This is a genomic window from Undibacterium sp. KW1 (assembly GCF_009937955.1).
In the GTDB taxonomy this organism is placed as follows: domain Bacteria; phylum Pseudomonadota; class Gammaproteobacteria; order Burkholderiales; family Burkholderiaceae_D; genus Undibacterium.
In genome coordinates, this window is sequence record NZ_AP018439.1 from 6224926 (window position 1) to 6250769 (window position 25844).

At 52.3% G+C, this 25844-nt stretch carries 23 protein-coding genes; 11 read left to right on the top strand and 12 right to left on the bottom strand.

Annotated features, from left to right (window positions below):
• Positions 1–144 precede the first annotated feature (144 nt).
• From kdpB to UNDKW_RS28190, 5 genes are all read left to right on the top strand, one after another.
• Positions 145–2181: a potassium-transporting ATPase subunit KdpB gene (gene kdpB, locus UNDKW_RS28170; RefSeq protein ID WP_232063462.1), complete on the top strand. Its 2037-nt coding sequence runs from the start codon at positions 145–147 to the stop codon at positions 2179–2181.
• A 27-nt stretch (positions 2182–2208) separates the two neighbouring features.
• Complete coding sequence (kdpC, locus tag UNDKW_RS28175; RefSeq protein WP_162061473.1) at positions 2209–2811, top strand: potassium-transporting ATPase subunit KdpC; 603 nt, start codon at positions 2209–2211, stop codon at positions 2809–2811.
• A gap of 18 nt (positions 2812–2829) precedes the next feature.
• A complete protein-coding gene (gene kdpD / locus UNDKW_RS28180) occupies positions 2830–5547 on the top strand; it encodes a two-component system sensor histidine kinase KdpD (RefSeq protein ID WP_162061474.1) in 2718 nt (905 codons plus the stop codon).
• Between the two features lie 7 nt (positions 5548–5554).
• Complete coding sequence (gene kdpE, locus UNDKW_RS28185) at positions 5555–6262, top strand: two-component system response regulator KdpE (protein ID WP_162061475.1); 708 nt, start codon at positions 5555–5557, stop codon at positions 6260–6262.
• Positions 6263–6442: 180 nt separating this feature from the next.
• Positions 6443–7177 (top strand): TorF family putative porin, encoded by a 735-nt coding sequence (locus UNDKW_RS28190; RefSeq protein ID WP_162061476.1) that lies wholly within the window; start codon positions 6443–6445, stop codon positions 7175–7177.
• 134 nt (positions 7178–7311) lie between these two features.
• Here UNDKW_RS28190 and UNDKW_RS28195 read toward each other — a convergent pair whose 3' ends face one another.
• The 11 genes from UNDKW_RS28195 to UNDKW_RS28245 form a co-directional block, all read right to left on the bottom strand.
• Positions 7312–7893, bottom strand: coding sequence for a hypothetical protein (locus tag UNDKW_RS28195; RefSeq protein ID WP_162061477.1), 582 nt, complete (start codon positions 7891–7893; stop codon positions 7312–7314).
• Complete coding sequence (locus tag UNDKW_RS28200; protein ID WP_162061478.1) at positions 7890–8387, bottom strand: hypothetical protein; 498 nt, start codon at positions 8385–8387, stop codon at positions 7890–7892. Before UNDKW_RS28200 ends, UNDKW_RS28195 begins: the two co-directional genes overlap by 4 nt.
• Positions 8388–8392: 5 nt before the next feature.
• Positions 8393–9040, bottom strand: a complete 648-nt coding sequence (locus UNDKW_RS28205; RefSeq protein WP_162061479.1) for a hypothetical protein — start codon at positions 9038–9040, stop codon at positions 8393–8395.
• Positions 9041–9057: 17 nt separating this feature from the next.
• Entirely contained in the window at positions 9058–10002 is a 945-nt protein-coding gene (gene dapA, locus UNDKW_RS28210; RefSeq protein ID WP_162061480.1) for a 4-hydroxy-tetrahydrodipicolinate synthase, read from the bottom strand.
• A 44-nt stretch (positions 10003–10046) separates the two neighbouring features.
• The gene (locus UNDKW_RS30735) at positions 10047–10445 is read right to left on the bottom strand and encodes a hypothetical protein (protein WP_232063154.1); all 399 of its coding nucleotides are present in this window, start codon (positions 10443–10445) and stop codon (positions 10047–10049) included.
• Between the two features lie 125 nt (positions 10446–10570).
• Positions 10571–12001 (bottom strand): hybrid sensor histidine kinase/response regulator, encoded by a 1431-nt coding sequence (locus UNDKW_RS28220; protein WP_162061481.1) that lies wholly within the window; start codon positions 11999–12001, stop codon positions 10571–10573.
• Between the two features lie 132 nt (positions 12002–12133).
• Positions 12134–13198: an ABC transporter ATP-binding protein gene (locus tag UNDKW_RS28225; protein ID WP_162061482.1), complete on the bottom strand. Its 1065-nt coding sequence runs from the start codon at positions 13196–13198 to the stop codon at positions 12134–12136.
• An 81-nt stretch (positions 13199–13279) separates the two neighbouring features.
• Positions 13280–15058 carry an iron ABC transporter permease gene (locus UNDKW_RS28230; RefSeq protein ID WP_162061483.1) on the bottom strand — a complete coding sequence of 593 codons (1779 nt, stop codon included), beginning with the start codon at positions 15056–15058 and terminating at the stop codon, positions 13280–13282.
• Between the two features lie 130 nt (positions 15059–15188).
• Positions 15189–16304, bottom strand: coding sequence for an ABC transporter substrate-binding protein (locus UNDKW_RS28235; RefSeq protein WP_162061484.1), 1116 nt, complete (start codon positions 16302–16304; stop codon positions 15189–15191).
• Between the two features lie 73 nt (positions 16305–16377).
• Positions 16378–17358: a tripartite tricarboxylate transporter substrate binding protein gene (locus tag UNDKW_RS28240; protein WP_162061485.1), complete on the bottom strand. Its 981-nt coding sequence runs from the start codon at positions 17356–17358 to the stop codon at positions 16378–16380.
• A gap of 80 nt (positions 17359–17438) precedes the next feature.
• Positions 17439–18554, bottom strand: a complete 1116-nt coding sequence (locus tag UNDKW_RS28245; RefSeq protein ID WP_162061486.1) for an ABC transporter substrate-binding protein — start codon at positions 18552–18554, stop codon at positions 17439–17441.
• Positions 18555–19162: 608 nt separating this feature from the next.
• On the opposite strand from UNDKW_RS28245, the gene UNDKW_RS28250 reads away from it, so the two are divergent.
• From UNDKW_RS28250 to UNDKW_RS28270, 5 genes are all read left to right on the top strand, one after another.
• Positions 19163–19837, top strand: coding sequence for a response regulator (locus UNDKW_RS28250; protein WP_162044124.1), 675 nt, complete (start codon positions 19163–19165; stop codon positions 19835–19837).
• Positions 19837–21270, top strand: a complete 1434-nt coding sequence (locus UNDKW_RS28255; protein ID WP_162061487.1) for a sensor histidine kinase — start codon at positions 19837–19839, stop codon at positions 21268–21270. The genes UNDKW_RS28250 and UNDKW_RS28255 overlap by 1 nt, the downstream gene beginning before the upstream one ends.
• A gap of 74 nt (positions 21271–21344) precedes the next feature.
• Positions 21345–21659: a metal-sensitive transcriptional regulator gene (locus UNDKW_RS28260; RefSeq protein WP_162044126.1), complete on the top strand. Its 315-nt coding sequence runs from the start codon at positions 21345–21347 to the stop codon at positions 21657–21659.
• 29 nt (positions 21660–21688) lie between these two features.
• The gene (locus tag UNDKW_RS28265; protein ID WP_162061488.1) at positions 21689–22537 is read left to right on the top strand and encodes an ABC transporter substrate-binding protein; all 849 of its coding nucleotides are present in this window, start codon (positions 21689–21691) and stop codon (positions 22535–22537) included.
• Positions 22538–22558: 21 nt separating this feature from the next.
• Positions 22559–22981 (top strand): Imm41 family immunity protein, encoded by a 423-nt coding sequence (locus tag UNDKW_RS28270; RefSeq protein WP_162061489.1) that lies wholly within the window; start codon positions 22559–22561, stop codon positions 22979–22981.
• A gap of 44 nt (positions 22982–23025) precedes the next feature.
• On the opposite strand, the gene UNDKW_RS28275 is transcribed toward UNDKW_RS28270, so the two are convergent.
• Positions 23026–24579, bottom strand: coding sequence for a B12-binding domain-containing radical SAM protein (locus UNDKW_RS28275; protein WP_162061490.1), 1554 nt, complete (start codon positions 24577–24579; stop codon positions 23026–23028).
• 778 nt (positions 24580–25357) lie between these two features.
• Here UNDKW_RS28275 and UNDKW_RS28280 point away from each other — a divergent pair.
• Positions 25358–25678 (top strand): hypothetical protein, encoded by a 321-nt coding sequence (locus UNDKW_RS28280; protein WP_162061491.1) that lies wholly within the window; start codon positions 25358–25360, stop codon positions 25676–25678.
• Positions 25679–25844 lie beyond the last annotated feature (166 nt).

A 25844-nucleotide genomic window follows, 5' to 3' on the forward strand; every position in this document is an offset into this window, starting at 1 on the left:
AAGGGGATTAACATGTCTAGTACCAGTGTACAAAAGTCGATAGACAGCAAAGTCAATACAGCCGCCAAACCTGGCGCTGGACAAGCTGGCGACACCACAGCCAGCGGCAAGCCACGCCTGTCGCTATTTGACAGCAGCCTGCTCATGCCTGCCGTCATCGATTCATTCAAAAAGCTCAGCCCACGCACACAATTGCGCAGCCCGGTGATGTTTGTCGTGTATGTAGGCAGCATCATCACCAGCATGCTGTTCGTGCAATCCCTGATGGGTGAAGGGGAAGCCAGCCCTGGCTTTATCCTCGCCATTTCCATCTGGTTATGGTTCACCGTCCTGTTTGCCAATTTTGCCGAAGCACTGGCAGAAGGCCGCAGCAAGGCCCAGGCCGCTTCCCTGCGCGCCTTGAAGCAAACCGTCATGGCCAAAAAACTGGCGATACCAAAACACGGCACCACCTGGCTGCCAGCCCAGGCCAATGACTTGCGCAAGGGTGACGTGGTACTGGTGGAAGCCAATGACGTTATCCCCATCGATGGTGAAGTCATAGAAGGCGTGGCAACGGTCGATGAAAGCGCCATCACTGGTGAATCCGCCCCTGTGATACGTGAATCTGGCGGTGACTTTTCTGCCGTCACTGGTGGTACCCGCGTCTTGTCTGACTGGCTGGTGATGCGCGTGACCTCCAACCCCGGTGAAGCCTTCATCGACCGCATGATTGCCATGGTAGAAGGCGCGAAACGCCAGAAGACCCCGAATGAAGTTGCCCTGACCATTTTGCTGGTGGCCCTGACCATCATCTTCCTGGTGGTGACTGTCACCCTGCTGCCATTCTCGCTATTCAGTGTTGATGCTGCCAAGGCCGCGGGTTTTGCTTCTGCGCCTATCTCCATCACGGTGTTGATCGCTTTGCTGGTTTGCCTGATTCCCACCACCATAGGCGGCTTGCTGTCTGCGATTGGTGTGGCTGGCATGAGCCGCATGATGCAGGCGAATGTCATCGCCACATCTGGCCGTGCGGTTGAGGCTGCTGGTGACGTCGATGTATTGATGCTGGATAAGACTGGCACCATCACCCTGGGTAACCGCCAGGCGTCTGACTTTTTCCCAGCCCCTGGCATAACCCTGCCGCAACTGGCTGACTCTGCCCAACTGGCTTCCCTCGCCGATGAGACACCAGAAGGCCGCAGCATCGTCATCTTCGCCAAGCAAAAATATAATTTGCGTGAACGTGAGATGGCCAGCCTGAATGCGACTTTCGTGCAATTCACGGCCCAAACCCGCATGAGTGGTGTCGATATTGGCAACCGCCAGATACGCAAAGGCGCAGCAGATTCAGTCAAGAAATTCGTTGAATCCCTTGGCCGCCCCTTCCCTGCTGAACTCAGCAAAACTGTTGATGACATTTCACGCCGTGGCAGCACGCCATTGGTGGTCGTCGATGATGGCAAGGTCATGGGTGCGATAGAGCTCAAAGACATCGTCAAGGGCGGCATCAAGGAAAGGTTTGCCGAGCTGCGCCGCATGGGTATCAAGACCATCATGATTACCGGTGACAACAAGCTGACTGCAGCGGCGATTGCTGCCGAGGCCGGTGTCGATGACTTTTTGGCAGAAGCCACGCCAGAAGACAAGCTCAAGCTGATACGCAGTTACCAGGCTGAAGGCCGCCTGGTTGCCATGACGGGTGACGGTACCAATGATGCACCAGCACTGGCGCAGGCTGACGTGGCAGTCGCCATGGCATCCGGCACGCAGGCTGCAAAAGAGGCCGGCAATATGGTCGATCTGGATTCCAACCCTACCAAGCTGCTGGAAATCGTTGAAATAGGCAAACAGATGCTGATGACACGCGGTTCGTTGACGACGTTCTCGATTGCGAATGATATCGCCAAGTATTTTGCGATTATCCCGGCTGCCTTTATCGCCACTTATCCACAGCTCAAGGCGCTGGATATCATGCACCTGAGCAGCCCTTCATCGGCCATCATGTCTGCGGTGATCTTCAATGCCCTGATCATCGTTTTCCTGATCCCACTGGCTTTGAAGGGGGTGAAATACCGTGCCATCGGTGCATCGCTGCTGTTGCGTCGCAACCTGCTGATCTATGGCCTGGGTGGCATCATCTTGCCTTTTGTTGGCATCAAGCTGATTGATGTCATCCTGGCTGTGTTGCATCTTGCCTGAATTTATATCGCTCAATAAGGAATCATCATGAGTACTATTACAAACAATGACGCTGGTAGTTCAATTTTTCGTCCCGCCATCGTCCTGCTCGCCGGGCTGACACTGGTGGTTGGCGTCGTCTATCCCTTTGCCATGACAGGCCTGGGTAAAGTTATTTTTAGCAATCAGGCAGAAGGCAGCCTGATTGTACAGGATGGCAAGACTGTTGGCTCTTCCCTGATAGGTCAGGCTTTTTCTTCACCAAAATATTTTTGGGGCAGGCCATCTGCCACTGGCCCTATGCCAAATAATGCGGGCGGATCCAGCGGCTCCAATTTTGGCCCTACCAATGTGGCGCAAATTGATGCCATCAAAGGCAGGGTTGAGGCATTGAAAGCGGCTGACCCTGGCAATACTGCAAAAATCCCTGTTGATTTGGTGACGGCATCGGCCAGTGGCCTCGATCCTGAAATCAGCCTGGCGGCTGCCAACTACCAACTGGCCAGGGTGGCACGCGAACGCAAGGTGCAAGAGTCGCAAGTCAAGGCTATCATAGACCAACTGGCGCAACAGCCCACGCTGGGTTTGCTGGGTGAGGCCAGGGTCAATGTGCTGGCTTTGAATCTGGCACTGGACAAGCTCGGCAAGTAGTTTAAAAATAAGATCAATATGGCCACCAATAGCGAACAACGCCCTGACCCTGATGTCTTGCTTGCCCACGTGCAGGAGCAAGAACGCAGGGCCACGCGTGGCAAGCTGCGTATCTATTTCGGTGCATCTGCTGGCGTGGGCAAGACCTACGCCATGCTGACTGCCGCCCGCAAGCTGGTGGCTGAGGGCCAGCAGGTATTAGTCGGCGTCATAGAAACCCATGGCCGTGACGAAACCGCAGCCCTGGTCGAAGGACTGGAAGTCTTGCCACCCAAGGCGATAGCCTACCGTGACAAGACCCTCAGTGAATTTGACATCGACACCGCGCTGGAGCGTCATCCACCCTTGATACTGATGGATGAACTGGCACATTCGAATGCTGCCGGTTCCCGCCACCCCAAGCGCTGGCAAGATGTGGATGAATTGCTGAGTGCCGGTATCGATGTGTACACCACCGTCAATGTCCAGCATCTGGAAAGCCTGAATGATGTGGTCGGCGGCATCACCGGCATACGCGTCAATGAAACTCTGCCCGACAAGGTGTTTGATGAAGCCGATGAAGTCGTACTGGTGGATATCCCGGCTGACGAGTTACTGGCAAGGCTCAAGTCTGGCCGCGTCTATAAGCTGCAACAGGCAGAACGCGCTGCCAAGAATTTTTTCCGTAAAGGCAATCTGATCGCCCTGCGTGAGCTGGCCCTGCGCCGCACCGCCGACAGGGTAGAAGATGATGTACAAGCCTATCGCATAGAAAAGTCCATAGGTACGATCTGGAAGACTGATGCCGCCCTGCTGGCCTGCATAGGCCCGCATGGCGATGCCGACCACCTGGTACGCAGTGCCGCCCGCCTGGCCAGCCAGATGAATGCAGAATGGCATGCCGTGTATGTAGAGACGCCGCAATTGCAAAGGCTGCCATCGGCGCAGCGTGAACGCATTTTGAAAACCCTGAAGCTGGCACAAGACCTGGGTGCGGTAACCGCCGTGTTGACGGGCAAGGATATTGCCCTGGCTATCGTGGATTATGCGCATAGCCATAATTTTTCACGCATCGTCCTGGGACGGAGTAAAGCAAGCAAATGGCGATTTGCATGGCATCAAACGACGCATCTGAATGATATCGCCGCCTATGCACCAGACCTGGACTTGATCGAAGTTGGCAACAGCCGGGCTGCAGCGACAGATAATGAGAATGAAAAAAATGCGGTATCTGGCAGCACCAGCGAGTTGCCCAGTCCACGCGTACCCGCACGGCATTGGCGTTATGTGTATGCTGTATTGGCCAGTATTACGACCGGCCTGATTGCTACGCCCTTATTTGAGGTGTTCAATCTGGTCAATATCGCCATGTTGTTTTTATTGACGGTGGTACTGGTTGCCGTGAAACTTGGGCGTGGCCCCTCGGTACTTTCCACCATAGTTGGTATCGCTGTATTCGATTTCTTTTTTGTGCCACCGCGTTTTTCTTTTGCGGTCAGCGATTTGCAGTATTTGATGACCTTTGCCGTCATGCTGCTGGTGGGGTTGATTACTGGTCACCTGACTGCTGATTTGCGTTACCAGGCCAGAGTAGCATCCCACAGGGAGTCGCGTGCGCGTGCGCTGTATGAATTCGCCCGCGACTTGTCAGGCGTGTTACTGGCAGAGCAAATTTCAGAAACCACACAGATCATCATACAAAGAGCCTTCCGTGCCCAGGCAACCCTGTTATTACCTGATGATACCGGTCGTTTGCTGCCACCCAGCAACACAGTGAGTGGTCTGGACATGGGTATCGCGCAGTGGGCGTTCGACAAGGTAGAGGCAGCAGGCATAGGCACAGACACCTTGCCTGCCAGTAACTTTTTTTACTTACCGCTGGTGGCTCCCATGCGTACCCGTGGCTTGCTGGCTATACAGCCAGAGAACCGTCGCTGGATCATGATCCCTGAGCAAAGGCAGCAACTTGATACCTTCGCCGCCCTCGCAGCCATTGCGCTGGAACGTGTGCACTATATCGAGGTCGCGCAAGATGCCTTGATCCACATGGAATCTGAGCGCCTGCGCAATTCGCTGCTGGCTGCGCTGTCGCATGACTTGCGCACGCCGTTGACTTCGCTGGTGGGTATCTCAGAATCACTGGCCATGTCCAAACCCGCGCTGGCAGATGCACAACTGCATATGGCGCAAGCCCTTCGTGACGAGACCCTGCGCCTCAGCGCACTGGTGACTAACTTGCTCGACATGGCAAGAATAGAAAGTGGTGAAGTCAAACTGAATTTGCAATGGCAGACTTTTGAAGAAGTGGTCGGTACCTCCCTGCGCATCTGTAGTGCACAATTGCAAACACATAAAGTGGAGACCAGACTGGAAGCCGCTTTGCCGCTCGTCAATTTTGATGCGGTGCTGATCGAGCGGGTATTGTGTAATTTATTGGAAAATGCCTGTAAATATACGCCAGCAAATTCTCTCATCACTATCTCGGCAGAACTGAATGGCAGCATGCTGGAAGCCAAGGTGTATGACAATGGGCCGGGTTTGCCAGCCGGGCGTGAAGAAGCCGTATTTGAAAAATTTACCCGTGGTGAACGCGAATCTGCCCTGCCCGGTGTTGGCTTGGGGCTGGCAATTTGCCGCGCCATTATCACGGCCCACAAGGGCAGCATGCATGCGGCGAAGTCACCCAATGGCGGAGCCTGCTTCATCTTTACCCTGCCTTTAGGCACGCCACCGGCGATGCCTGATCTTGAAGAATAAGTACACGATGACTAATGCTACTCAAACAACACCAGTCGCCTTGCTGGTTGAAGATGAGCCACAAATCCGCCGCTTCGTCCGCAATGCGCTGGAAGAGGAGGAATGGCAAGTCCATGAATCTGTCAACCTGCAACGCGGCCTGGTGGATGCCGGTACACGCCAGCCTGATCTCATCATTCTTGACCTGGGTTTGCCAGATGGCGACGGCATCGATTTCATCCTGGATGTTCGCAAATGGTCTAACGTACCCATCATCGTCTTGTCTGCCCGCGTCAGTGAACAAGACAAGATCAAGGCACTGGATGCCGGTGCTGACGATTATCTCAGCAAGCCTTTTGGTGTCGGTGAGTTACTGGCACGGGTACGCGCGACTTTCCGGCGTCAGCGTCAGCCGGGTGTCAATCTGGATGGCATAGTCCAGTTCGGTGATGTCAAGGTCGATATGAAAGCCCGCCTCGTCACCAAGGCCGGGGCGATGGTGAAGCTGACACCGACAGAATTCCGGCTGCTGATGGTGCTGGTCACCAATGTCGGCCGGGTTGTCACCAACCCGCAATTACTGCGCGAAGTATGGGGACCGAGCCATTCAGAAAGCGGCCATTACTTGCGCATCTACATGGGGCATTTGCGACAGAAACTCGAAGATGACCCGGCGCAGCCGCGTTATCTTTTGACGGAGACAGCCATAGGCTATCGATTGCTGTTACCCACTTAATTTAAAAATTTTATGTTTATCAACTGGCAGCCTGCAAAGCTCGCCAGTGGGATTTTTGCATCCTTTAATTATTGCATCAACGATTTTCATGTGCCTACTTTGATCTGTAGTGAAGTAAATTCTGCAGCAAAATCCGCATCAACCAGAACGACATTGTCGTTATTTTTGTAAGGAAGTAGTATGAAAAAATTTTTTATGGCAGCTGCGATCAGCACAGTTTTTTTTGCGGGCTATGCCAGCGCAGAAGATGCCAAGCCTGAGAATGAAGTCAGCTTTAATGCGGCAGTGACTTCTGATTATCGTTATCGCGGCATTTCACAAACACGCCTGCAGGCAGCATTGCAGGGTGGCGCTGACTATACCCATAACCCCAGCGGCTTTTATGCAGGTACATGGGCATCGACCATTAAATGGACCAAGGATGCCGGTGGTGGTGGCGATGTAGAAATTGATCTGTACGCCGGCAAGCGCGGGGAAATTGCCAAGGACATCAGCTATGACGTTGGTGTACTCAGCTATGTCTATCCATCCAATGGCCTGGCTGTAAGTGCCAACACCACAGAAATTTATGGCCAGCTTTCTTACGGCCCGGCTTATGCCAAATATTCACACTCTGTGACCAACCTGTTCGGTTTTGCCGACAGTAAGAACAGTGGCTATCTGGACCTGGGTGCGAATGTGGAAATGGCCACTGGTCTGACACTGAACCTGCATGCCGGTCACCAGCAAGTCAAGAACAATGGCGCTTACAGTTATACAGACTGGAAGCTGGGCCTGACAAAAGACTTTGGTATCGTCACAGGTGCAGTAGCCGTCATCGGCACCAATGCCGGTGAAGTGGCTTATGCTTCACCAGCCAATGGCAAGTTCCTGGGCAAGACAGCGCTGGTAGTTACAGTCAGCAAGACGTTCTGAATAGGTACTGATTAAATTTGTAGGGTGCGCCATGCGCACCGTTTCCCTTGTCAAAAATGGTGCGCATGGTGCACCCTACAAAACTCAGGCCTCGTTTTTCAACTAGCTTTATTTTTGAATATGGAACAAGGCAATCACGGTAAATAGATCGCCCTGTAAAGCTGTGTCCTCGGCATATCATTTGCTGCATCGAGGTAAATAAATTTGATCTGCGAAAGGTGCTGCGACAACTGGCTGACAAATTTCTGACTCTGCATGCAAGCGATTTTATCTATCGTGATCAACACTGGTAAATGCTTATTTTTACTGCGTGCCAGTCTGATGCATTTATAGAGTTTCGTCTGTTTTTCTTTATTCCATGTATCCAGTTCTGTATGGCATATCAACAGATCACAGCAGGATAAAGCAGTGGCTGCATCTGCATAAAATGGCTTGGGAATATCCATCACAATATCGTTAAAGTCCGCATCTCCATGCATCAGCTCTGTAGCCATGGCATCAGAAGAAAGTGAGCTGGGTCTTGCGCCAGACTTGATCTCCAGGCGCGACCATGCAATATTTTTAGCTTCTTTCCGGTACTGGTTAAGCTGTTTTCTTTCGCAATTTTGTTTTAGCAGTAACACGTTTCTGCCTGCATATGCCCGGCGCTCGGCCAGCCTGGCGGCTGAGCTTGCAGTCGCTGATGCAAAATCTGCAGTGACTATCGCCAGTATCATGGCAGGAGCAATCCTGACAGATTACTGACATGGAGAGAGGCTGTGGAAAATTGAGTATGTACACCAGACAGCAGGTCTTGTACTGCCAGCATGACCAATATCAAGGCCATCAACTTCTGCAAACTGATGAAGAGCAGTACATAGTCTTTTTGACGAGCCCACTGCAGTGCCGGAAGTGCAATTAATATCTGTATTAAGCTTATAAAGATAAGCATCAGTATGCATTCCATCAGCCAGCCATTTATGCTGGCCTGATATAGCATGAGTGAAGACAGCGACGCCGCAGCCACTAAACAAATAGAGATGTTAAAACCCTGTTCAGTTTCTTTATTCGCTGGCTTGATTCCCATGAATATGCAGATGGCAAATACCAGCAGTGCCAGTCCAGAAATCATTTGCAATCTCAGGCCTTCTATCTGCATATAGGCAAGCACAGCAAAGCCAGACAAAGTCATACTGCTGTATAAAGCCAGTGCAATTAACAGGCGTTTCATTGCATTCAGTGGCTGGCAAAAACCTTGCTGGATAATGCCTGCATGGCCTTGATCGTCATGGGATGGGCTGCAGGATATTCACAGACTGACAAGCCATCCTGATACGCCTGATGAAAACTGCCACCGCAAAATAAGGGATAGGGAAATAATTCTGCAGCGTCCAGCTTATTGACAAAATCCTTTACCCTGTTCACTTTATCGACGGTAGCCTGTACGTCGCTGCAACTCATGACGACCAGGGTGCGCATGCGCGGGTTTTCTGCCTGAGCAGATTTTATGCGCGTGCTCAATTCATGTTCTTGCAATTGCTCCAGTTGATCAAGGGCTATGACCAGTATGGTGACATTGGCTGCCTGCAATGCACTGCGGCTACCCATGCAGTCGCGTGCTTCTGCATCAATGACGATATCCTGATAATGAAAGCCCAGATTTTCCAGTTCAGCCTGCATGCCTTTGCCGCTGACTCTGCGCACGGTTACTGGCGTGCAGTCTGCCGTACGGCGGCGGGCGCGGTTCCAGTCCAGTGATGAATGACGGGCGTCGTTATCAAGCAAGATGAGTTTGCTACCTGACAGTGTACGCAAGGTAGCGAGATTGTCGGCCACGATGGATTTGGCGCAGTCTCCCGCGCCATGTGCAATAGTGATGATCATAGATAATTTCTTTGTGCTTAGCGCACCATGCGCAGTGTACGGACATTATTGATAACAGGGCCGGGCAAGCTCCTGGCTTTGACAGGCAAAGGCAAATCTGCCAATCTTTCCAGCTCATGTGCGAGTTTGATTTTCCCGGCGAGGGACATGGCTGTCATGGGCAAACGCAGTTCTTCCTGTATCAAACCCTGCATCGCCAGTGCTGCCTTGACGGGTGCAGGATTGGATTCAGAAAACAGCAGGCGTATGAGATTCTGCATTTCAGCAAACAGAGCCTGTGCTTCGGGAAAATAATCAGCGCGCATGAGTTCATACAATTGCACGAACAGATCAGGTCGCACATGTGCCGCAGCAGAAATCGCGCCCTGGCCGCCCATGCTCAGTGTATCGAGCAACATGGCATCATCACCGCATAATACTTTCAGGTGGCTGCAATTTACCAGGCCCATCATTTGCGTCAGGTTGCCACTGCTTTCCTTGATGGCGACGATATTTTTTTGCTTTTCCAGCGCGATAACGGTACTCAGGTCTATGTTCACCCCCGTCCTGGCGGGGACGTTATACAGGACGATATCTTTTTCAGTCGCCCTGGCGATAGTCTCAACATGCAGACGCACGCCTTCTTGCGAAGGTCGCAAATAAGATGGCGCGCTGACCAGAAACCCCTGCAGATGCTGGTCATCATATGTTTGTACTCTTTCTGCCAGCGAGCGTGTATCACTACCGCTGATACCTATCAACACAGGGCAAGAATTTTTCGTCACTTCCAGCACGGCAGTCAGCAACTGATTTTGCTCACGCTCATTCAGTGTCGCCGCCTCGCCGGTCGTGCCACAGACCACCAGACCATGTATGCCTGCAGCCATCAATTGTGTGGCTAGTTGCTGTATTTTATCGAGCTCAGGCTTGCCATTTTTAAATGGCGTGACGAGTGGAACCCAGATGCCTTCGTGGATAGACATAGTGATCTCTTTAAAGAAGTTGAAGTTGTCGGCGTGTCCAAAAATTAGCTTGCCAGTAGCGGTGTGATTTTCCCGAATTCAGCTTGCGGCAAGGCGCGCATGATGTGGCTGATGATGATATCGACCGAGGACTTGCTCAGGCATAACCATACCTTCATCTTACTGGCATGGTCTATCGGTTTGACGCGCATGAACAGGACCAGTTCGCCGCAGGATTTGAGTATCAGATGACGCAATTCAGTGATGCTGGCAGTATCAACCGTGATACGCATGACGAAATCATTTTGTATCAATTTCGCGGGTGTCTTGTAGGTGACCAGGGGTTGCTTTAGCGCATAGGCGCTTTTGCGTTGGCGATGATTCTCAAATAAAAAATTCTCGCGTTTACAGGATTTTAATACGTCTGAATAATTTTCAGAGGTGTGACCGGGATGATGATTCATCGTAATCTCGTGTTGTTTGACACAAAACAAGATTAGCAGCCACGGCGTAAAAATTCTCTAAAAAACTGGGGTGCAAATCGTAAACAGCATGTAAATTCTTTGCACCCGTATCTTATTATTTTTTATTACTCTTTCGTCTCGCTCAGTAATTGCTTGAGGTTCATATGCAGGTTTTCTGCCTGTATGGGCTTGTGCATCAGTGTCAATGCAGCGGCCTTGGCGGCTTCTGACAATTGTGGCGAGATATTGCCTGTGATGAGTATGGCGGGTATTTGCAGATTGAATTCTTCACGCAGCTTGGCAACCAGGTCTATGCCGTTTTCATTGGAACCAAGACGGTAATCACAGATCAGCAAATCAGGAATCTTGATTTCTTCACTGCATAGTGCCATCGCCTCTTTGCCGGACGTGGCGGTAATGACGCGGGCATCCCAGAGTTCCAGCAAGGCACGCATGGCTGTTAATATGCTCTCGTCATCATCAATGACGACGATCAGTGCTTGCAGCAGGGAAGCGCTGTTGCTGGCCTTGCTGCGGCCATGTTTGTCTGTTACATCCTGACTGGCAGCCAGAGGCAGGCTGATGGCAAATGTCGAGCCCTGCCCAGGCTGTGATTGCAATTTGATGGGAATGTGCAAGAGTCGTACCAGTCTTTGTACGATGGCCAGGCCCAGCCCCATGCCTGCGGTGTTGCGTCGGGATTCAGATGCTGACTCTACCTGGAAGAATTCTTCAAAAATGGTTTCCTGGTCATGTTTCGAAATACCTATGCCGGTATCTTCCACGGCGATCTGCAACTGCTGGTCAAACTCCAGGCACTTGACCACGACCTGGCCTTTTGGGGTGTAACGCAGGGCGTTCGCAATCAGGTTGCGCAGTATCTGTTCGACCAGGTCGGCATCGCTATTGACAATGGCCATGCTGTGGTGGATTTCAAAATGCAGGCCCTTGGCGATTGCCTGGGGCGTGAATTCCACATCGAGTTTTCCTAGTACTTCGGCAATCGCAAATTCCTGTAATTGCGGTTCGACGATTTGCGCATCCAGGCGTGACAGGTCGAGCAGATTTGCAAACATGTCATCCATGGTGCGTGCACAGTTTCTGAGGTTGTTCACGACAGGGCGCACAGCGGCTGGCAGTTCAAAACTGAACAGTGCACCGAGATAGAGATTCAGCGCATGCATGGGCTGGCGCAGATCATGGCTGGCAACGGCCAGAAAGCGTGTCAGTTCGCTTTGTTGCGCTTCTTGCCGTTTATTCACTTTCAGCAAAGTCTGGTTGATTTTTTCGAGTTCTTCTTTTTGCGCCTGTATTTCCGCAGTCCTGAGCCTGATTTCAGTTTCCAGTACCCGCTTCTGCCGTTTCAGGGCGCGCACATGCCAGGTATAAGCCGCAGTAATGATAGCCAGTGCCACCAGGGTCAGCGTCAGCCAGAACCAGATGTCTTGCCCGTGGGGTGATGTCAGGCCAGCGGCAGGCGCGGCTGCTCCGGCCACTTGCCAGGGATAAGCCAGCATGGCAAAGACTGTCAGCAGGCAGTTGCGGAAATTAGCCATCTTGAGGGCATGCGAGGCAAATAAGATGAAATAAGGCTTCAGTATACAGCCTGGAGCAAAATTCCAGCCCTGAATGCAAAAAAGCCCCACATTGTTGTCCAATGCGGGGCTATCTTCGGCTATGAACGGTTTTTAATACAGCCAGAGCTTGTCGGCATCAAGTTGCAGATAATACTCACCCGGATTCAGCTTGAATGGAGAGTATGCACGCAAGCCATCTTCGGCGTGACCGAACAGGCATTCCCAGCGGTCACCAAGATACATGCAGGTCGTCAGGGGCAGTTTGATGGCGTTGTCGCTCTGGCTGTCAGTGATCTTGACTTTTTCCAGACGGATGATGGCAGTCGCTTCTTCGCCTACATTCTTGCCACGCACAGTCGCTTTCAATTGCGCGCCATTGACACTGATGGTCGCGGTGTCGCCATTGCGCTGCACTACCTTGCCTTTGAGCTTGTTATTGCTGCCCATGAATTCAGCTGTGAACAAGGTGTCCGGCGTTTCATACATGCTTTGTGGTGTGCCCTGTTGTTCTATGACACCGTTGTTCAATAACAGGATACGGTCAGAGATTGCCATCGCCTCACCCTGGTCATGCGTGACCATCAGAGCCGACAGATTCAACCTGACGATCAGTTCACGCAAAAAGGCACGTGCTTCTTCACGCAGTTTGGCATCAAGGTTGGACAGGGGTTCATCCAGCAGGATGACGGGCGGGTTATATACCAGTGCCCGCGCAATCGCCACGCGCTGTTGCTGGCCGCCTGACAATTGATGCGGGAAACGCTCACCCAGATGACCCAGGCCCAGTTGGCCCAGTACATCCTTGACCTTGTCATTGATTTCGCTGGTGCCCAGCTTGCGCAGCTTCAGGCCATAGGCGACATTGTCGAATACGGTCTTGTGTGGCCACAGGGCATAGGACTGAAATACCAGGCCCAGGTTGCGCTGTTCTGCAGGTACTTCCAGGCCTTTGCTGCCGTCAAAAATGGCGCGTTCACCCAGGGTGATGGTGCCGGTCTTCGGTGACTCCAGCCCTGCTACGGCGCGCAGCAGTGTGGTTTTGCCGCTACCCGAAGGGCCCAGCAGGGCGACCACTTCGCCACGCTGCAAATTCATCGACACCCCTTTGAGGATGGGGTTGGCAGTCGCACCGGAACCATATTCCAGGGTCAGATCTTTTACGCTTAATTCAGACATAGTGTGCTCTCGTATAATTTTTTAGGGCTATGTAATGTTTTTGTTCTTGCCGCGCTATCAATGGCTGGTTTAGTGGCTGGCTCAGTGACTCAGTTTCACGCCAAAGCGCAGGGCCAGACCCAGACCTATGGCAACCAGAGTGATATTGATGAAGGACAGCGCCGCCACCAGATCGACAGAACCACCCGCCCACAACGAAACGATAAGTGCGCCTATGACCTCAGTACCCGGTGACAGCAGATACACGCCAGTTGAATATTCACGCTCAAAAATCAGGAAGACCATGAGCCAGGCACCGAGCAGACCAAACTTGACCAATGGCAGGGTTACATCCCGTGTGACCTGGCCACGGCTGGCACCAACAGCACGCGCCGCTTCTTCGAGTTCAGGGCCAACTTGCAGCAAAGCGGTGGAAATCAAGCGCAAGCCATAGGCCATCCATACGACGGAATAGGCTATCCATACCGAGAAGATGGTCGAACGCAGGGCGCGCATTTGCGGGATTACATTTTCTATGAGCCAGACGCAGAAGGCATTATCGAATCCCTTAAGACCACCTTCGAGCCAGCTAGGCACGAACAGGAACACCCACAGGAAAGACAGGCCAGCCAGCAGACCGGGGACTGCACGTGGCACCAGTACGCTATAGTCAAGCAGGCGGGTAATGCCATCCGGTTTGCGGTGCATGGCCAGGGCGATACCGGCATAGCAAATCACGGCCAGCGCACCACCGATGATACCGATCAGCACAGTATTGAAAATACCGCGCATCAGCGAAGGTTGCTCCAGGATGTCCCTGAAATGCTGCAGCGTGATCACGTCAGCCAGTTTGACACCTTCCCCCCAGTAAGAGACAAAGGCACGCAGGACGATGCCGGACAAGGGCAGCACGATAGTAAAGATCAGCCAGGCAGCCAATACAGCAAAGGCCAGCCATTTCCATTTACCCAGTGGCAGCGGTTTTTGGCGTGAGCCCTTGCCCTTGATCGATACATATTTATTTGCTGACTTCAACAACCAGCGCTGTACCATCACCAGCGGCATGGTCACCGCCACCAGGCAGACAGCCGCTGCCGCCATCAGGTGATATGAAGGTGTGCCCAGTTTATTGGTCAGCTTGTACAGATAGGTCGCCAGTACCAGATGCCCTTCAGGGTCACCGAGCACCAGCACCAGGCCGAATACTTCGAAACCAAGGAAGAACACCAGCACGGCAGCAAAGGCCAGCGCAGGCATGATCATGGGCAGGGACACATGCATCGCAACCTGGAAAGGCGAGGCACCGGCGACACGCGCCGCTTCTTCCACATCCGAGCCCAGGCTCTTCAGCGCAGCGGATGAATACAGATAGACGTGAGGCACATGCGTCAGGCCAGCGATCAGGACTATGCTGAAGAAGGAATAAATATTCCAGGGTTCAACACCTGTCAATTGTTTGACCCACAGGGTATAAAAGCCTACCGGCCCCATGGAGACGACATAGCCAAAACCCATGACCATGGGAGAGACAAAGATAGGCACCAGCAGCATCGGCTCTATCCAGCTACGGCCTGGCAAGTCAGTGCGTATCATCAGAAATGCCAGCAAGCCACCGAGAGGAACGGCGATGCCAGCGAGACCGGAGGCAAGGATAAGGCCATTCCAGAAGGCCTGACGGAAATCAGGATCGTCAAAGATGAAGCGATAAGAATCGAGTCCCAGTTCTTTTACCGGAGAAAAGAAGGGAGCGTTCAGAAAACTCTGGAACAGTATCAATGACAGCGGCGTAAAAATCGCCAGCAGCGTCAGGGTCACAACCAGGCCACGCGGCCAGTTGAATTGCGACCACCGGCTGCGCGGAGGTAGACTCAGGGTACTCATGCTTAGCCCAATATCAAGGGTTGAGATTCAATCAGAATGCGATTCGCCATACAGGCATTGCGGGGAAAATATCCCGCAGGAAGAGCCGTTTGGCACCGTACAGCTTAAAACCGGCACGGTGCCCGCAGGCTTATTTTTTGCCTGCTGTTTCTTTCCATTGTTTCAGGAAAGCGAGGCGTTTGTTTTGATCAAGATACTGCAACAACATGGGATTGACTGGCAAAGGTTTGAGGCCGATACCGATGAGTTTTGCCAGATCGGAATAAGTGGTTTCACCCTTGACGTCGGCACGTATGGCATACAGCTTGGCTTCATTCGCAATCATGGTCTGGCCGCGTTTGGACAGGGTGTAATCCAGCCACAGTTTGGCCGCATTCGGGTGCTTGGCTGTCTTGCTGATGAACATCACGCGTGACAGCACCAGGGTGTAATCTTTAGGGATTTGCACACCTATGGATGGATCCTTGGCAGCACGTACCAGGGCATAAGAGCCGAGGATGTTATAACCGAGCAGGTTCTCGCCGGAAGACAGGCGTTCCAGCATGGTGCCGGTAGATGATTGCACGCGCACGCTGGCATTGCCAAAGGCTTTCGCCAGGTCCCAGAATTCCTTGTTTTCACGGCTGTCCTGGGTGATGAACATGAAACCTACGCCAGATTTTTCGATGTCGTAAGTAGTGACCTTGTTCTTGAATTTATCCAGCTTGCTGTTGATGAGCTTGGCAAATTCGGCATGGGTTTTTGGTACTTCATCGGCTGTTACCAGGCGCTTGTTATAGACGAAGACCGCTGGTTCAAAAGTTGTGCCGTAAGCGGAATTGTTCCAGATCGCCCATTGCGGTATGCCGCTGATTTCTGGTGATGCATATTGCAGGCCATAACCGTCAGATACCAGCTTGGTCTGCAAATCCATGGCAGATGACCACATCAGGTCGGCGCTGTTGCCGCCTGCGGCCATTTCCGAGATATAGCGGTTATACACTTCGGTGGAATTCATGTCATTGTATTCAACCTGCACGTCCGGGTACATGCTGCGGAAATCCTTGATCAGCGGTTCCACGGCTTTGGTGTCGGTCGCGCTATAGATGACCAGTTTGCCTTCTTTTTTGGCTCCATCGACGATCTTGCTGTAGTCAGCGGGGTAACCGGCAGGTGCCTGTGCTTGCGCCGCAGTTTGGGCACTCAGCAGCACGCTGCCCGTAGCCAGCGCGAGCATACTCTTGACGAAAAGTCTTTTTGTTTGCATTTGTCTTCTCCTGTTATTGTTTGTACTTTAGTACCAAGTGATAAGGGTTATAGGGTTTACTCATGACAGGGCACTAACGCACCATGCCAAATTCTTTTGCCTGCAGACGGTAATTATTGACGGCTTTCTGTATGTAATCGGTCAGCTCCTTGCCTGTCATGGCGAAAGGAAACAGGCCGTGAATTTTTCTTTGTTCATCAAAGGCTGGGGTGTTCATCGCCTGCTGGAAATGCTCCACCCATTTCTGGTAATCGCGGTCGCTGACCTGCGGGCCCATATAGACGCCGCGTATGATGGGCCAGGTCACGTCGAAACCCTGTTCACGCGCAGTAGGCACATTCGCCAACGGGCCGGGCAGGCGGGCATCGGACAGCACCGCCAGCACACGTATCTTGTCATCCCGCGCATGCAGGCTGGCTTCCGATGCATCGCCTGATACTGCCTGTACATGGTCTGCCAGCAGGGCTGTGAAAGATTCGCCACCGCCTTCAAAGGCCACCAGGCGCATGCTCTTGGGGTCTATGCCTGCCTGTTTGCCGACCTGGGCCATTTTCAGCCAGTCCTGGCTGCCAACAGTGCCACCGGCACCGATGGCGATATTTGCGGGCTTGCTCTTGATCGCATCCATCAGTTCGCGCAGGTTCTTGTAGGGTGAATCCTTGCGCACCGCGATCATGCCGTAATCGGTACCGATAGCTGCGACCCAGCGCACATGGCTGGCGTCCGATTTGCCAAACTTGCCCTCTGCCAGGTTCAGCAGCGAGCCGCCGGAATACGCAACCAGGGTATTCGCCTCGGCTTTTCTTTGGGTAATGATGGTGGTCCAGGCGATAGCGCCGACGCCGCCAGGCAGGTAATTGATCTGCATGGGCTGGCTCACGGTTGCCTGCTGTGCCAGCTTGCAGGTCAGGTCCATGCCACCACCGGGTTTGGCCGGGACTATGCAGGTGGCTGCTTCATGCTTTTCTGCTGCTTCCGGCCTGGCGGCAAACGCCTGCAGGCTGGCCAGCAGGCTGCAGAGCAGGAAAGTCAGTTGGGCAGGCCGGATATGCATGTTAAGACCATAGGCTAAGGGTTACATGGATCATACCGAAGTGAAACTTTCAGTAGGCTTTCACGAAATACTGGCATAGCTTATCTTAATATGATGCCATTTTTGCCAACAATGGTCAGCTCTACAAAATGTGAGCCATCATGGTCCTTGGGACCATAGCTGACTTCTACCCCGCCCAGATCGACATTGCGCATGTTCTCCAGCGCCTGCAGCAGCTTTTTGGAATCTGGATTATTGCCAGCACGGCGCAAGGCTTCTGCCATTAATTTTGCAGCAACATAACCTTCCAGTACAGCATAGGACAAAGGCGGCGGATTTTTGGCCGATTTCAGTACTTTTTGCAGTTCTTTGACCACGGGTATACCTATGTCACGCGGATAAGGCATGACCTGCATGACGCCTATGCCACGTCCCTCTGCCCCCAGGGATTTGAAGAAATCATCAGAATTAACATTCGACAGCATCAGAAATTGTGGTCTTTGCCCCAGTTTCTGCATTTGCCGTATGAAGTCGGCGCAGGCGGCTGGGGTACAGGCCATTAACACCGCCTGTGGCGATGCTGCCGCGATACTGACAACGGCGGCATCGACTTTCATTTCTTTCCTGTCATATTTGGCGATGACGGCGGCACGCATGCCGCGTTTTTCCAGGTTGCTGACAAAACCGTTCAGGCCATCTTTGCCAAAGCTGTCATCCTGGTGCAGGATGGCCAGTTTGCTGAGCTTGAGTTCCGCCAGCGAAGCCACCATCTTGGCCGCCTCATCCTGATAGCTGGCACGCAGGTTGAATACGTGGGCATGCAGCGGCTGGTGCAGGCTTTGCGCACCGGAGAAAGGCGCAATCAGCGGGATCGCATGCTTTTCCAGCAGCGGCAGTATGGCTTCTATGGTAGGTGTACTGCGGTAGCCAAACAGGGCTATCGCATGGTCTTCATTGATGAGTTTCAGGGTATTTTCTTTGGTTAGCGCCGGATCGCGTTTGTCGTCATAGCTGATGAATTCTATGCTTTTTCCATGGATGCCACCCTGGCCGTTCAGCGCATCAAAATACAGTTGCGCCCCTTCGCGGTTCTCTTTTCCGGTGGCCTGGCCGGATAATTCTACCGACTGGCCGATGACGATTTTACCGTCTGCACTGGCGAGGGCGGGACAGATCAAACAGGCGAGCAGGAAGAAACTGAGGCGTAAGGGCATCATGATGGTAGTCTCCGGAATTTTTTTTGTAAGGGAGCATAGAGCCGGGGAGCTTTCAGTTTGCTTGCAGTGAAGGGGCTTTTGGGAGATTTGTGATGCGAGAATATTCAAGCGTTGTGTGCATTGGGATAATCTTATTAATGTCATTCCTGCGTGCTTTTGGCAGGAATCTAGTGGCGTTCATCGTATGCCGTATTGCTCGTTACATGACGTACTTTGACAAAAACGTTTGCCCTCCGTAGATACAAGCCGGGTCTCGGCCCGGCAGCCGAAATACTTTCTTTGCGTCGCCAAAGTAAGTATTCAAAGAAAGGCGACCCAGGCGTCGTCGCCCCCTAGAGGGGGTTCCCGTTTGTGCAGTACACGTGGGAACTGCTAACGTCAAAAACAACATCAACCCCAAAGTCAAACCCAACAGCAACAGCAACGCCATTACGTCCACTCTTTAGAAAATTACCTAAAAACAATCTCACCAATACAAACAGCATTGTTATTTTGACCTTTCATTCCCACATAGACCGTCCTTTTCTTGTCATAAATAGTCACACAGATAGTGACGCCTTTGAGTCAGGCTGGTAGCCTAGCGTGTATCCGGAGCAAACAGGCTGTGTATGCGCATACTATTAGTTGAAGACCATATCGAGTTGTCCCACTGGCTGGCCAAGGCGCTGCGGGACGCCCACCTGACCGTGGAAACCGCCATGAACGGGGCAGATGCCGATGCGCTCCTGCATACCCAGGAATATGCGCTGGTCATTTTGGATCTGAGCTTGCCAAAAATGGATGGCATGGAGGTGTTGAAGCGCATGCGCGCGCGTGGCAGCAAGACGCCAGTGCTCATTTTGACAGCCCGTGGTGGCCTCAATGACAGGGTGCAGGGTTTGAATTCAGGTGCAGATGATTATCTGCCCAAACCTTTTGAGCTGGCTGAACTCGAAGCGCGCGTCAAAGCCCTGTTGCGGCGTGCCCAGGGTAATGAAGCGGTGACCCTGACTTGTGGTGCCCTGAGTTTTGATACCGTCATACGGCAGTTTCACTATGAAGGTCAGCCCTTGTCGCTGACGCCGCGAGAATATGCGGTGCTGGAAACCCTGATCAGCCGCCCTGGTCAGGCAGTATCCAAGGACAAGCTGTTCGATGAAGTGTTTGCCCTTGATGATGACGCCAATCTCGATGCTATAGAAATTTATATCCACCGCCTGCGGAAGAAACTGGATACCGTCAGCACCGGCAAGGTTGTCATCGTTACCCTGCGTGGCATAGGTTATCTGCTGGAAGCACGCTGATGGAGCGGCCTTACCGACTGGGGAGTTTGCGCGGCCAGTTCTTGCGCTGGCTCTTGATACCCCTGGTCTTGCTGGTAGCGCTGAATGCATTCTCGGTTTACCGCAATGCCCTTGATGCAGCTGATCTGGCTTACGACCGCTCTTTGCTGTCGTCGGCCAGGGCGCTGGCAGAAAGGGTGCAGATTGTCGATGGCAAGGTCGTTGCGAACGTACCCTATGTGGCGTTGGACAGTTTTGAAACCGATACCCTGGGGCGTTTGTATTACAAGGTCACCGGCGTCAATGGCGAGTTTGTTTCTGGCTATGAAGACTTGCCGGATTTGCCGAAGAATGTACCGCGTTCAGAGATCTACCCTGCCCTCGTGCATTTCTTCCATGCGGATTACCAGGATCAGCCTGTGCGCATCGCCGCCCTGCACCAGCCTGTGTATGACGACCAGATGCGTGGCATTGCCCTCATCGAAGTCGGTGAAACCCTGGACGCACGGCGCGGCCTGTCCCGCAAAATCCTCATTGATACCCTGCTGCGCCAGGCTGCGCTGGTGTTGGCGGTGGCACTCATGGTCTGGGTGGCTTTGCGCTTTGTCCTGGCCCCCATCATGCAATTGCGTGCCGACGTGGAGGCGCGTGAGCCGACTGATTTATCAGGCTTTGACCCGAATGTCGTGCACAAGGAAATACGCCCGCTGGTGAATGCCATGAATGCCTATATGGAAAGGCTGCAGACCCTGATCAACGGGCAAAAACGCTTCATCGCCGATGCCTCGCACCAGTTGCGCACACCACTGACGGTATTGAAAACCCAGGCCGAGCTGGCGCTGCGTGAAAACGATGTAGCCGCCATGCGCCAGATCGTCGCCAGCATTGCCCAGACTACCGATGCCACCGTCCATCTGGCAAACCGCCTGCTGACACTGGCGCGTACGGGCCATGGTGCGGCAGCGGCAGAGCTGGATGACATCTTGCTCAACCAGCTCGCGCAAGAGGTCTGCCTGGAACTGGCTATGCCTGCCGTGCGCAAGCAACTGGATCTGGCGCTGGAGGCTGATCAGGCTGTGCCTTACCGTGGCAATACGCTGTTGCTGCATGAAATGCTCAGCAACCTGCTCGACAATGCCATACGCTATACGCCAGAAGGTGGCCGCATCGTGCTGCATGTATACCAGCAGGATGGCCAGGCGCATATTGATATCCAGGATACAGGGCCGGGCATCACAGAGGCCGAGCGTGAAAAAGTATTCGAACCCTTTTACCGCGCCTCTGCCAGCTCGCTTGCCAATCCCGGCGGCACCGGCCTGGGGCTGTGCATAGTGCACGACATCGTCAAGCTGCATGGAGGCGAGATCAGCCTCGACGATGCCAGCCTGAATACACTAGCCACATCTGAAGCACCGGGCCTGCGTGTGCATATCCGTTTCCCGCTGCCAGCCTGACTGGTGTAGCATACTCGGTAGTAGTATAAAAAGAATACGCAGAGACTTCATCAACATCGCGAAGGAGCATTTTCATGGCAGATACTCCCCCACTGAAGATAGTGCAAGGCACGGCTTTGAACGATCAGCAGAAAAAAGACCTGCTGCATCGTCTGGCCAGGGTGGAAGGGCAATTGCGCGGCGTGCAAAAACTCATCGCCAAGGCAGCCGTACCGGCTGATTGCGAGGCAGTAGCGCAACAGATGTCCGCCGCCCGCAAGGCGCTCGACCGTTCTTTTGTGACCTTGCTGACCAGTGCGGTTGTCACCCATGCAGAAAAGGCAGAGACGACCGAAGAAGCCGTCGCCAGCACCCGGCGCCTGGCGTCCTTGCTGGAAAAATTCGCCTGATGCCGGACTAAACCTGCATCAGTCACCACATGTCCATCCTGGCAAAAGTAGCAGCGGGCAAGTATATGTGCGGGCTCTGGCAGCCTGTGCGGCTGGGTGTGCGTTTGCTGTTCTTGTCTTCTGTCTTGTTGATTGTCACTCCTGGCTCAGCGACAGAAGCAGCAAAGCAGGACAAACTGGTCTTGCTGATACGTGAGTTGCGTAATGAAGCCGGTGACATCGTTCCGATACGCGATGAAATCCGGCAGTTGCTGAATTATTTTGAGCATCACCTGCAAATCAAATTTGAAATTCGCCGTTACCCGTGGACGCGCCTGCTGGTGAATGCCAAAAACGGCGAAGGCATTATCTTTGGTCTTTCAAAAAACCGTGAACGCCTGCAGACCTACCAGTTCTCTGAAGCCATCTATGCAAACTATGTCTGGCTGGTCACGCGCAGTGATTCCAGCTTTAGCTATAACAGCATGCTGGACCTGAAAGGCAAGACCGTCGGTGTCATACGCGGCACCAGCTACGGTGATGAATTTGACAGCCAGCGCAATGTCTTGTTCCAGGTTGAAGAAGATGTCGGTTCACATGGCGCGCGCCTCAAAAAACTCATCAATAAAAGAATGGATGTCATGATCTTCGGTGATCGCCGCGCCCAGGCAGACGAGATCGAACAATTATTGATACGCATACTGCGCAAAGAATCCAGCAGCGGTGACCAGACCCTGGAGCACGGCTTCAAGGTCTTGCCCAAGCCCATGCTGGTCGATGAATTACATTTCGCTGCGGTTGGTGCGCAGTATGAAGAATGGATACGCAAGCTCAATGCCGCAATACTGGCAGGCAGAAAATCTGGCGAGATCAGCCGTATCCTGATCAGTGACAAGTGAGTGCATGCACGCACCTGCAAAATGCCGAATACAAATGCCAACTACAGGGAAGACGTCACATTAGTCATGTTTGAAAATATCTCTCGCAACCTGCCAGGCAATCCGCATTGGGAGGGCAGTTTTTATGAGCAGCTCACCGAGTACGGTATATGGGATAAGAAAGAGTTTTGCTTGCTGCGCAGCGACCTGATCCTGGCCGCCAATCAATTCAAAGGCAGTGCAGCTATAGATAAGCAAGTCGCTTGCGCAATCGTCAGGTTACAGTCAAATGTCAGCAGATTATTTGCTGCGCATTTTGATGAGAATGATGTTTTCAACATTCTTGATTTGAGCAATGATGAATTGCACGTCTATAAGGAAAGACTGGATGCGGCAGTAGTCAATGTATTCTCTGGCGAACTTCTTACTGAAGATGCATTTGAGCTGGCCGATCCAGTACGTTAACCACTAAGCTGAGTATTCGCCAGCAATCAGACTGAAATTACGCATTAAGCCGCCAGATGCCGAGCCTGCCTCTGTGGCAAAGCCTTTGCCACTACTTCTTTCGCAGCCTCTTTTCTGGTCTGTCTTTGTGGTGCAGATGGATCGGCTTTGTTGCCTTGCTTGTGCATGGCTTGCCCGGCATAGTCCTGCGATGCCGCAGCTTGCACTGCTTCACTGCTTACGCCATGTACCTCCAGCAACCACTTGTTGACGAGTGCGGCCAGTTTATCGAGGGCAATGCGGTGCGTTGCATCTGTATTGACGAACAGCCAGTCTGACAAGGCCATGAAGTTTTCAAAGGCAGTATCTGCCAGTATCAGAGGCAGGCTGTGCGAAAAACGCCCTGAATTGGCAATCATGTCCCAGTATCGGGCAAAGCGTATCAGCCTTTGCATGTCGCCAAAGGCAATGTCCTTGTTGGCCAGGATGGTGTAAGGCGGTTGCGGGTCAAAAGCCAGTTGGTAGGCTTCTGTGTGGCGGATAATCGGTGTGCCGCGCAGGCGTTTCAAGATGCCGAACTGTATCTCATGCGGGCCCAGGGCCACCAGCTTGTTAAATCCTGCGGCAAAACTCTCCATGGTTTCACCCGGCAAGCCAGCGATCAAGTCCACATGCAAATGCGCGTGTGAATGTTCGCACAGCCAGCGTATGTTCTCGGCTGCTTTGTCATTATTTTGCTTGCGGCTGATGAGAGCCTGCACGTCAGTATTAAAACTTTGTATGCCTATCTCAAATTGCAGGCTGCCTTCAGGGAATTTTTGTATGCCCTCTTTCAAGGCATCCGGTAAATGATCAGGCACCACTTCAAAATGGGCGAATACCGGGTCATGCGGTGCTGCTTCGAGTTTATCGAGAAAGAACTGCATGATCTTCAAGCTGGTTTTGATATTCAGGTTGAACGTACGATCGACAAATTTGAACAGGCGTGCACCACGCTGATACAGCACTTCCATCTCTTGCAGGAACTGGTCTATATCAAACGGCCAGGCCGTCTTGTCGAGCGCGGACAGGCAGAATTCGCATTTGAAAGGGCAGCCGCGTGAAGCCTCGACATACAGGGTGCGGTGACGGATGTCCTGATCGCTATACAGATGGTAAGGCAATTGTATGTCGGCCATTGCTGGTTGCAGGCCCGCATGCACTTTCATCAGTGGTTGCGGACCGTGCAGGATTTGCTGGCACAGCGCAGGGAAGCTGACATCGCCCCACCCGGTAATCACATAGTCAGCCAGGCGTATGATTTCCTGGTCGCCAGTTTCGTGCGATACCTCGGGGCCGCCGAGTATCACCACGACATCAGGTGCGACGCGTTTCAGGACAGCGACGATCTGCGTGGTCTCAACGACATTCCAGATATACACACCAAAGCCGACGATGAATTTTTCACCGGGCTGGCGCAAGGCCAAAATTCTTTCGACGATATCCGTACTGCGTGCACCGGTGACAAATTCCTGTATCCGCGTGACTGGCTGCAGCTCGCCCATATTTGCAAGCAAATAGCGCAAGCCCAGTGAAGCATGGGTATAGCGGGCGTTCAGGGTGGTCAGCAGGATGGTCATGGTGCGAAAAGGCGGGAGCAGCTAAAAGTAGCTATTGTACGCCTCAACGGCAGGCATCCTGCCATGATTACTGTGCATCGCTGCATTCTTGCAAAGCCAGACGGTCGCGCATGCTGGTGAAGAAACTTACTTATCTGGCACTGTATGCCTCAGACCTGATTCAGCTATAAATTCGGTCTGTAAATTCAGCCTGTATAGATACTACTTGTGTGCAATTACTAATTACTACTGATGACAGCATCAGACTCAGTCAGTCAGGGCAGCAGTCAACATCACGATAGTTGCCAGTATTTGAGCAAAAACGATAGCGGTGATCATGTTTATTTCCTTGGTTGATTAAAAACAAGTTCATGATACTGGCTGGAAACTTGTTAATCCAATCACATGATCAGATGTCTGTTATATGAAATGTGAATGTCATTGTTAAGTCATATTTCCAATTCACATGGATGTAATATAAGATCCTTAGCTCGCGGCAAAGCGCATAGTCGTCTGTATCGCCTCTAACTATAGATTTGCATTCTGATTTTTCCATCCTTGTCTCATCGCTTTCGCATGTCGTGCAGGATAGTGCCAGCACTTGTCCAGGCTACCTAAGTCATCCAGTCAGCCCTCTTACACGCCGTTTTCGACATCAAATTCTCCGACGAAAAAAACGTTGAAGAGGTGTTTTTGACACTTCAATCTCCGTTTCCTGCATTTCGTCGCATGCCCCTGGCGGATTGACAGCACAAGCTCTAAAGTACACACATCAACCAACCACAAAGAGGAAAACGAAATGAAAAACACCATCAACAACACATTCAAATCTGGCCTGATTCTTTCTACAGCATTGCTGACAGGTGCACTGGCAATCACAGCTGCTTTTACTCAAAGCAAAGCAGAAGCAAGCATGAATGTTGCCAGCGTCACGATCTCTGCAAAACGTATGACTGAAGAGCAAAAAATGGCGTATGACGCCACACAAAACGCAATGCAAACTGTGTTGATCAGCGCCAAAAGAATGACTGATGAAGAAAAACTGGCGATGGATGAAGCTGAAAAATTCCAGCGTCAGCAAGTGGCACAAAAAGCCGCTCGCAAAAATATCCAGGGCTGATCAGCATGTGTTTTTTGCGCGATAACAATCGCCAGAAACGCGCGGGATGCCAGAGTCTGCAAGCGGTTTTTTATTGACGACAGCCCGTTTTTAAAACAAAGATTTTCGACTGCAGTACCGATCTTCAGGAAGTTTTTGTTTTGAAAATGGGCCAGGAAAATAAGTT

Coding starts and splice junctions, on each gene's coding strand:
- kdpB (WP_232063462.1), top strand. CDS start 145: ATGCCTGCCGTCATCGATTCATTCAAAAAGCTCAGCCCACGCACACAA.
- kdpC (WP_162061473.1), top strand. CDS start 2,209: ATGAGTACTATTACAAACAATGACGCTGGTAGTTCAATTTTTCGTCCC.
- kdpD (WP_162061474.1), top strand. CDS start 2,830: ATGGCCACCAATAGCGAACAACGCCCTGACCCTGATGTCTTGCTTGCC.
- kdpE (WP_162061475.1), top strand. CDS start 5,555: ATGACTAATGCTACTCAAACAACACCAGTCGCCTTGCTGGTTGAAGAT.
- UNDKW_RS28190 (WP_162061476.1), top strand. CDS start 6,443: ATGAAAAAATTTTTTATGGCAGCTGCGATCAGCACAGTTTTTTTTGCG.
- UNDKW_RS28195 (WP_162061477.1), bottom strand. CDS start 7,893: ATGATACTGGCGATAGTCACTGCAGATTTTGCATCAGCGACTGCAAGC.
- UNDKW_RS28200 (WP_162061478.1), bottom strand. CDS start 8,387: ATGAAACGCCTGTTAATTGCACTGGCTTTATACAGCAGTATGACTTTG.
- UNDKW_RS28205 (WP_162061479.1), bottom strand. CDS start 9,040: ATGATCATCACTATTGCACATGGCGCGGGAGACTGCGCCAAATCCATC.
- dapA (WP_162061480.1), bottom strand. CDS start 10,002: ATGTCTATCCACGAAGGCATCTGGGTTCCACTCGTCACGCCATTTAAA.
- UNDKW_RS30735 (WP_232063154.1), bottom strand. CDS start 10,445: ATGAATCATCATCCCGGTCACACCTCTGAAAATTATTCAGACGTATTA.
- UNDKW_RS28220 (WP_162061481.1), bottom strand. CDS start 12,001: ATGGCTAATTTCCGCAACTGCCTGCTGACAGTCTTTGCCATGCTGGCT.
- UNDKW_RS28225 (WP_162061482.1), bottom strand. CDS start 13,198: ATGTCTGAATTAAGCGTAAAAGATCTGACCCTGGAATATGGTTCCGGT.
- UNDKW_RS28230 (WP_162061483.1), bottom strand. CDS start 15,058: ATGAGTACCCTGAGTCTACCTCCGCGCAGCCGGTGGTCGCAATTCAAC.
- UNDKW_RS28235 (WP_162061484.1), bottom strand. CDS start 16,304: ATGCAAACAAAAAGACTTTTCGTCAAGAGTATGCTCGCGCTGGCTACG.
- UNDKW_RS28240 (WP_162061485.1), bottom strand. CDS start 17,358: ATGCATATCCGGCCTGCCCAACTGACTTTCCTGCTCTGCAGCCTGCTG.
- UNDKW_RS28245 (WP_162061486.1), bottom strand. CDS start 18,554: ATGATGCCCTTACGCCTCAGTTTCTTCCTGCTCGCCTGTTTGATCTGT.
- UNDKW_RS28250 (WP_162044124.1), top strand. CDS start 19,163: ATGCGCATACTATTAGTTGAAGACCATATCGAGTTGTCCCACTGGCTG.
- UNDKW_RS28255 (WP_162061487.1), top strand. CDS start 19,837: ATGGAGCGGCCTTACCGACTGGGGAGTTTGCGCGGCCAGTTCTTGCGC.
- UNDKW_RS28260 (WP_162044126.1), top strand. CDS start 21,345: ATGGCAGATACTCCCCCACTGAAGATAGTGCAAGGCACGGCTTTGAAC.
- UNDKW_RS28265 (WP_162061488.1), top strand. CDS start 21,689: ATGTCCATCCTGGCAAAAGTAGCAGCGGGCAAGTATATGTGCGGGCTC.
- UNDKW_RS28270 (WP_162061489.1), top strand. CDS start 22,559: ATGCCGAATACAAATGCCAACTACAGGGAAGACGTCACATTAGTCATG.
- UNDKW_RS28275 (WP_162061490.1), bottom strand. CDS start 24,579: ATGACCATCCTGCTGACCACCCTGAACGCCCGCTATACCCATGCTTCA.
- UNDKW_RS28280 (WP_162061491.1), top strand. CDS start 25,358: ATGAAAAACACCATCAACAACACATTCAAATCTGGCCTGATTCTTTCT.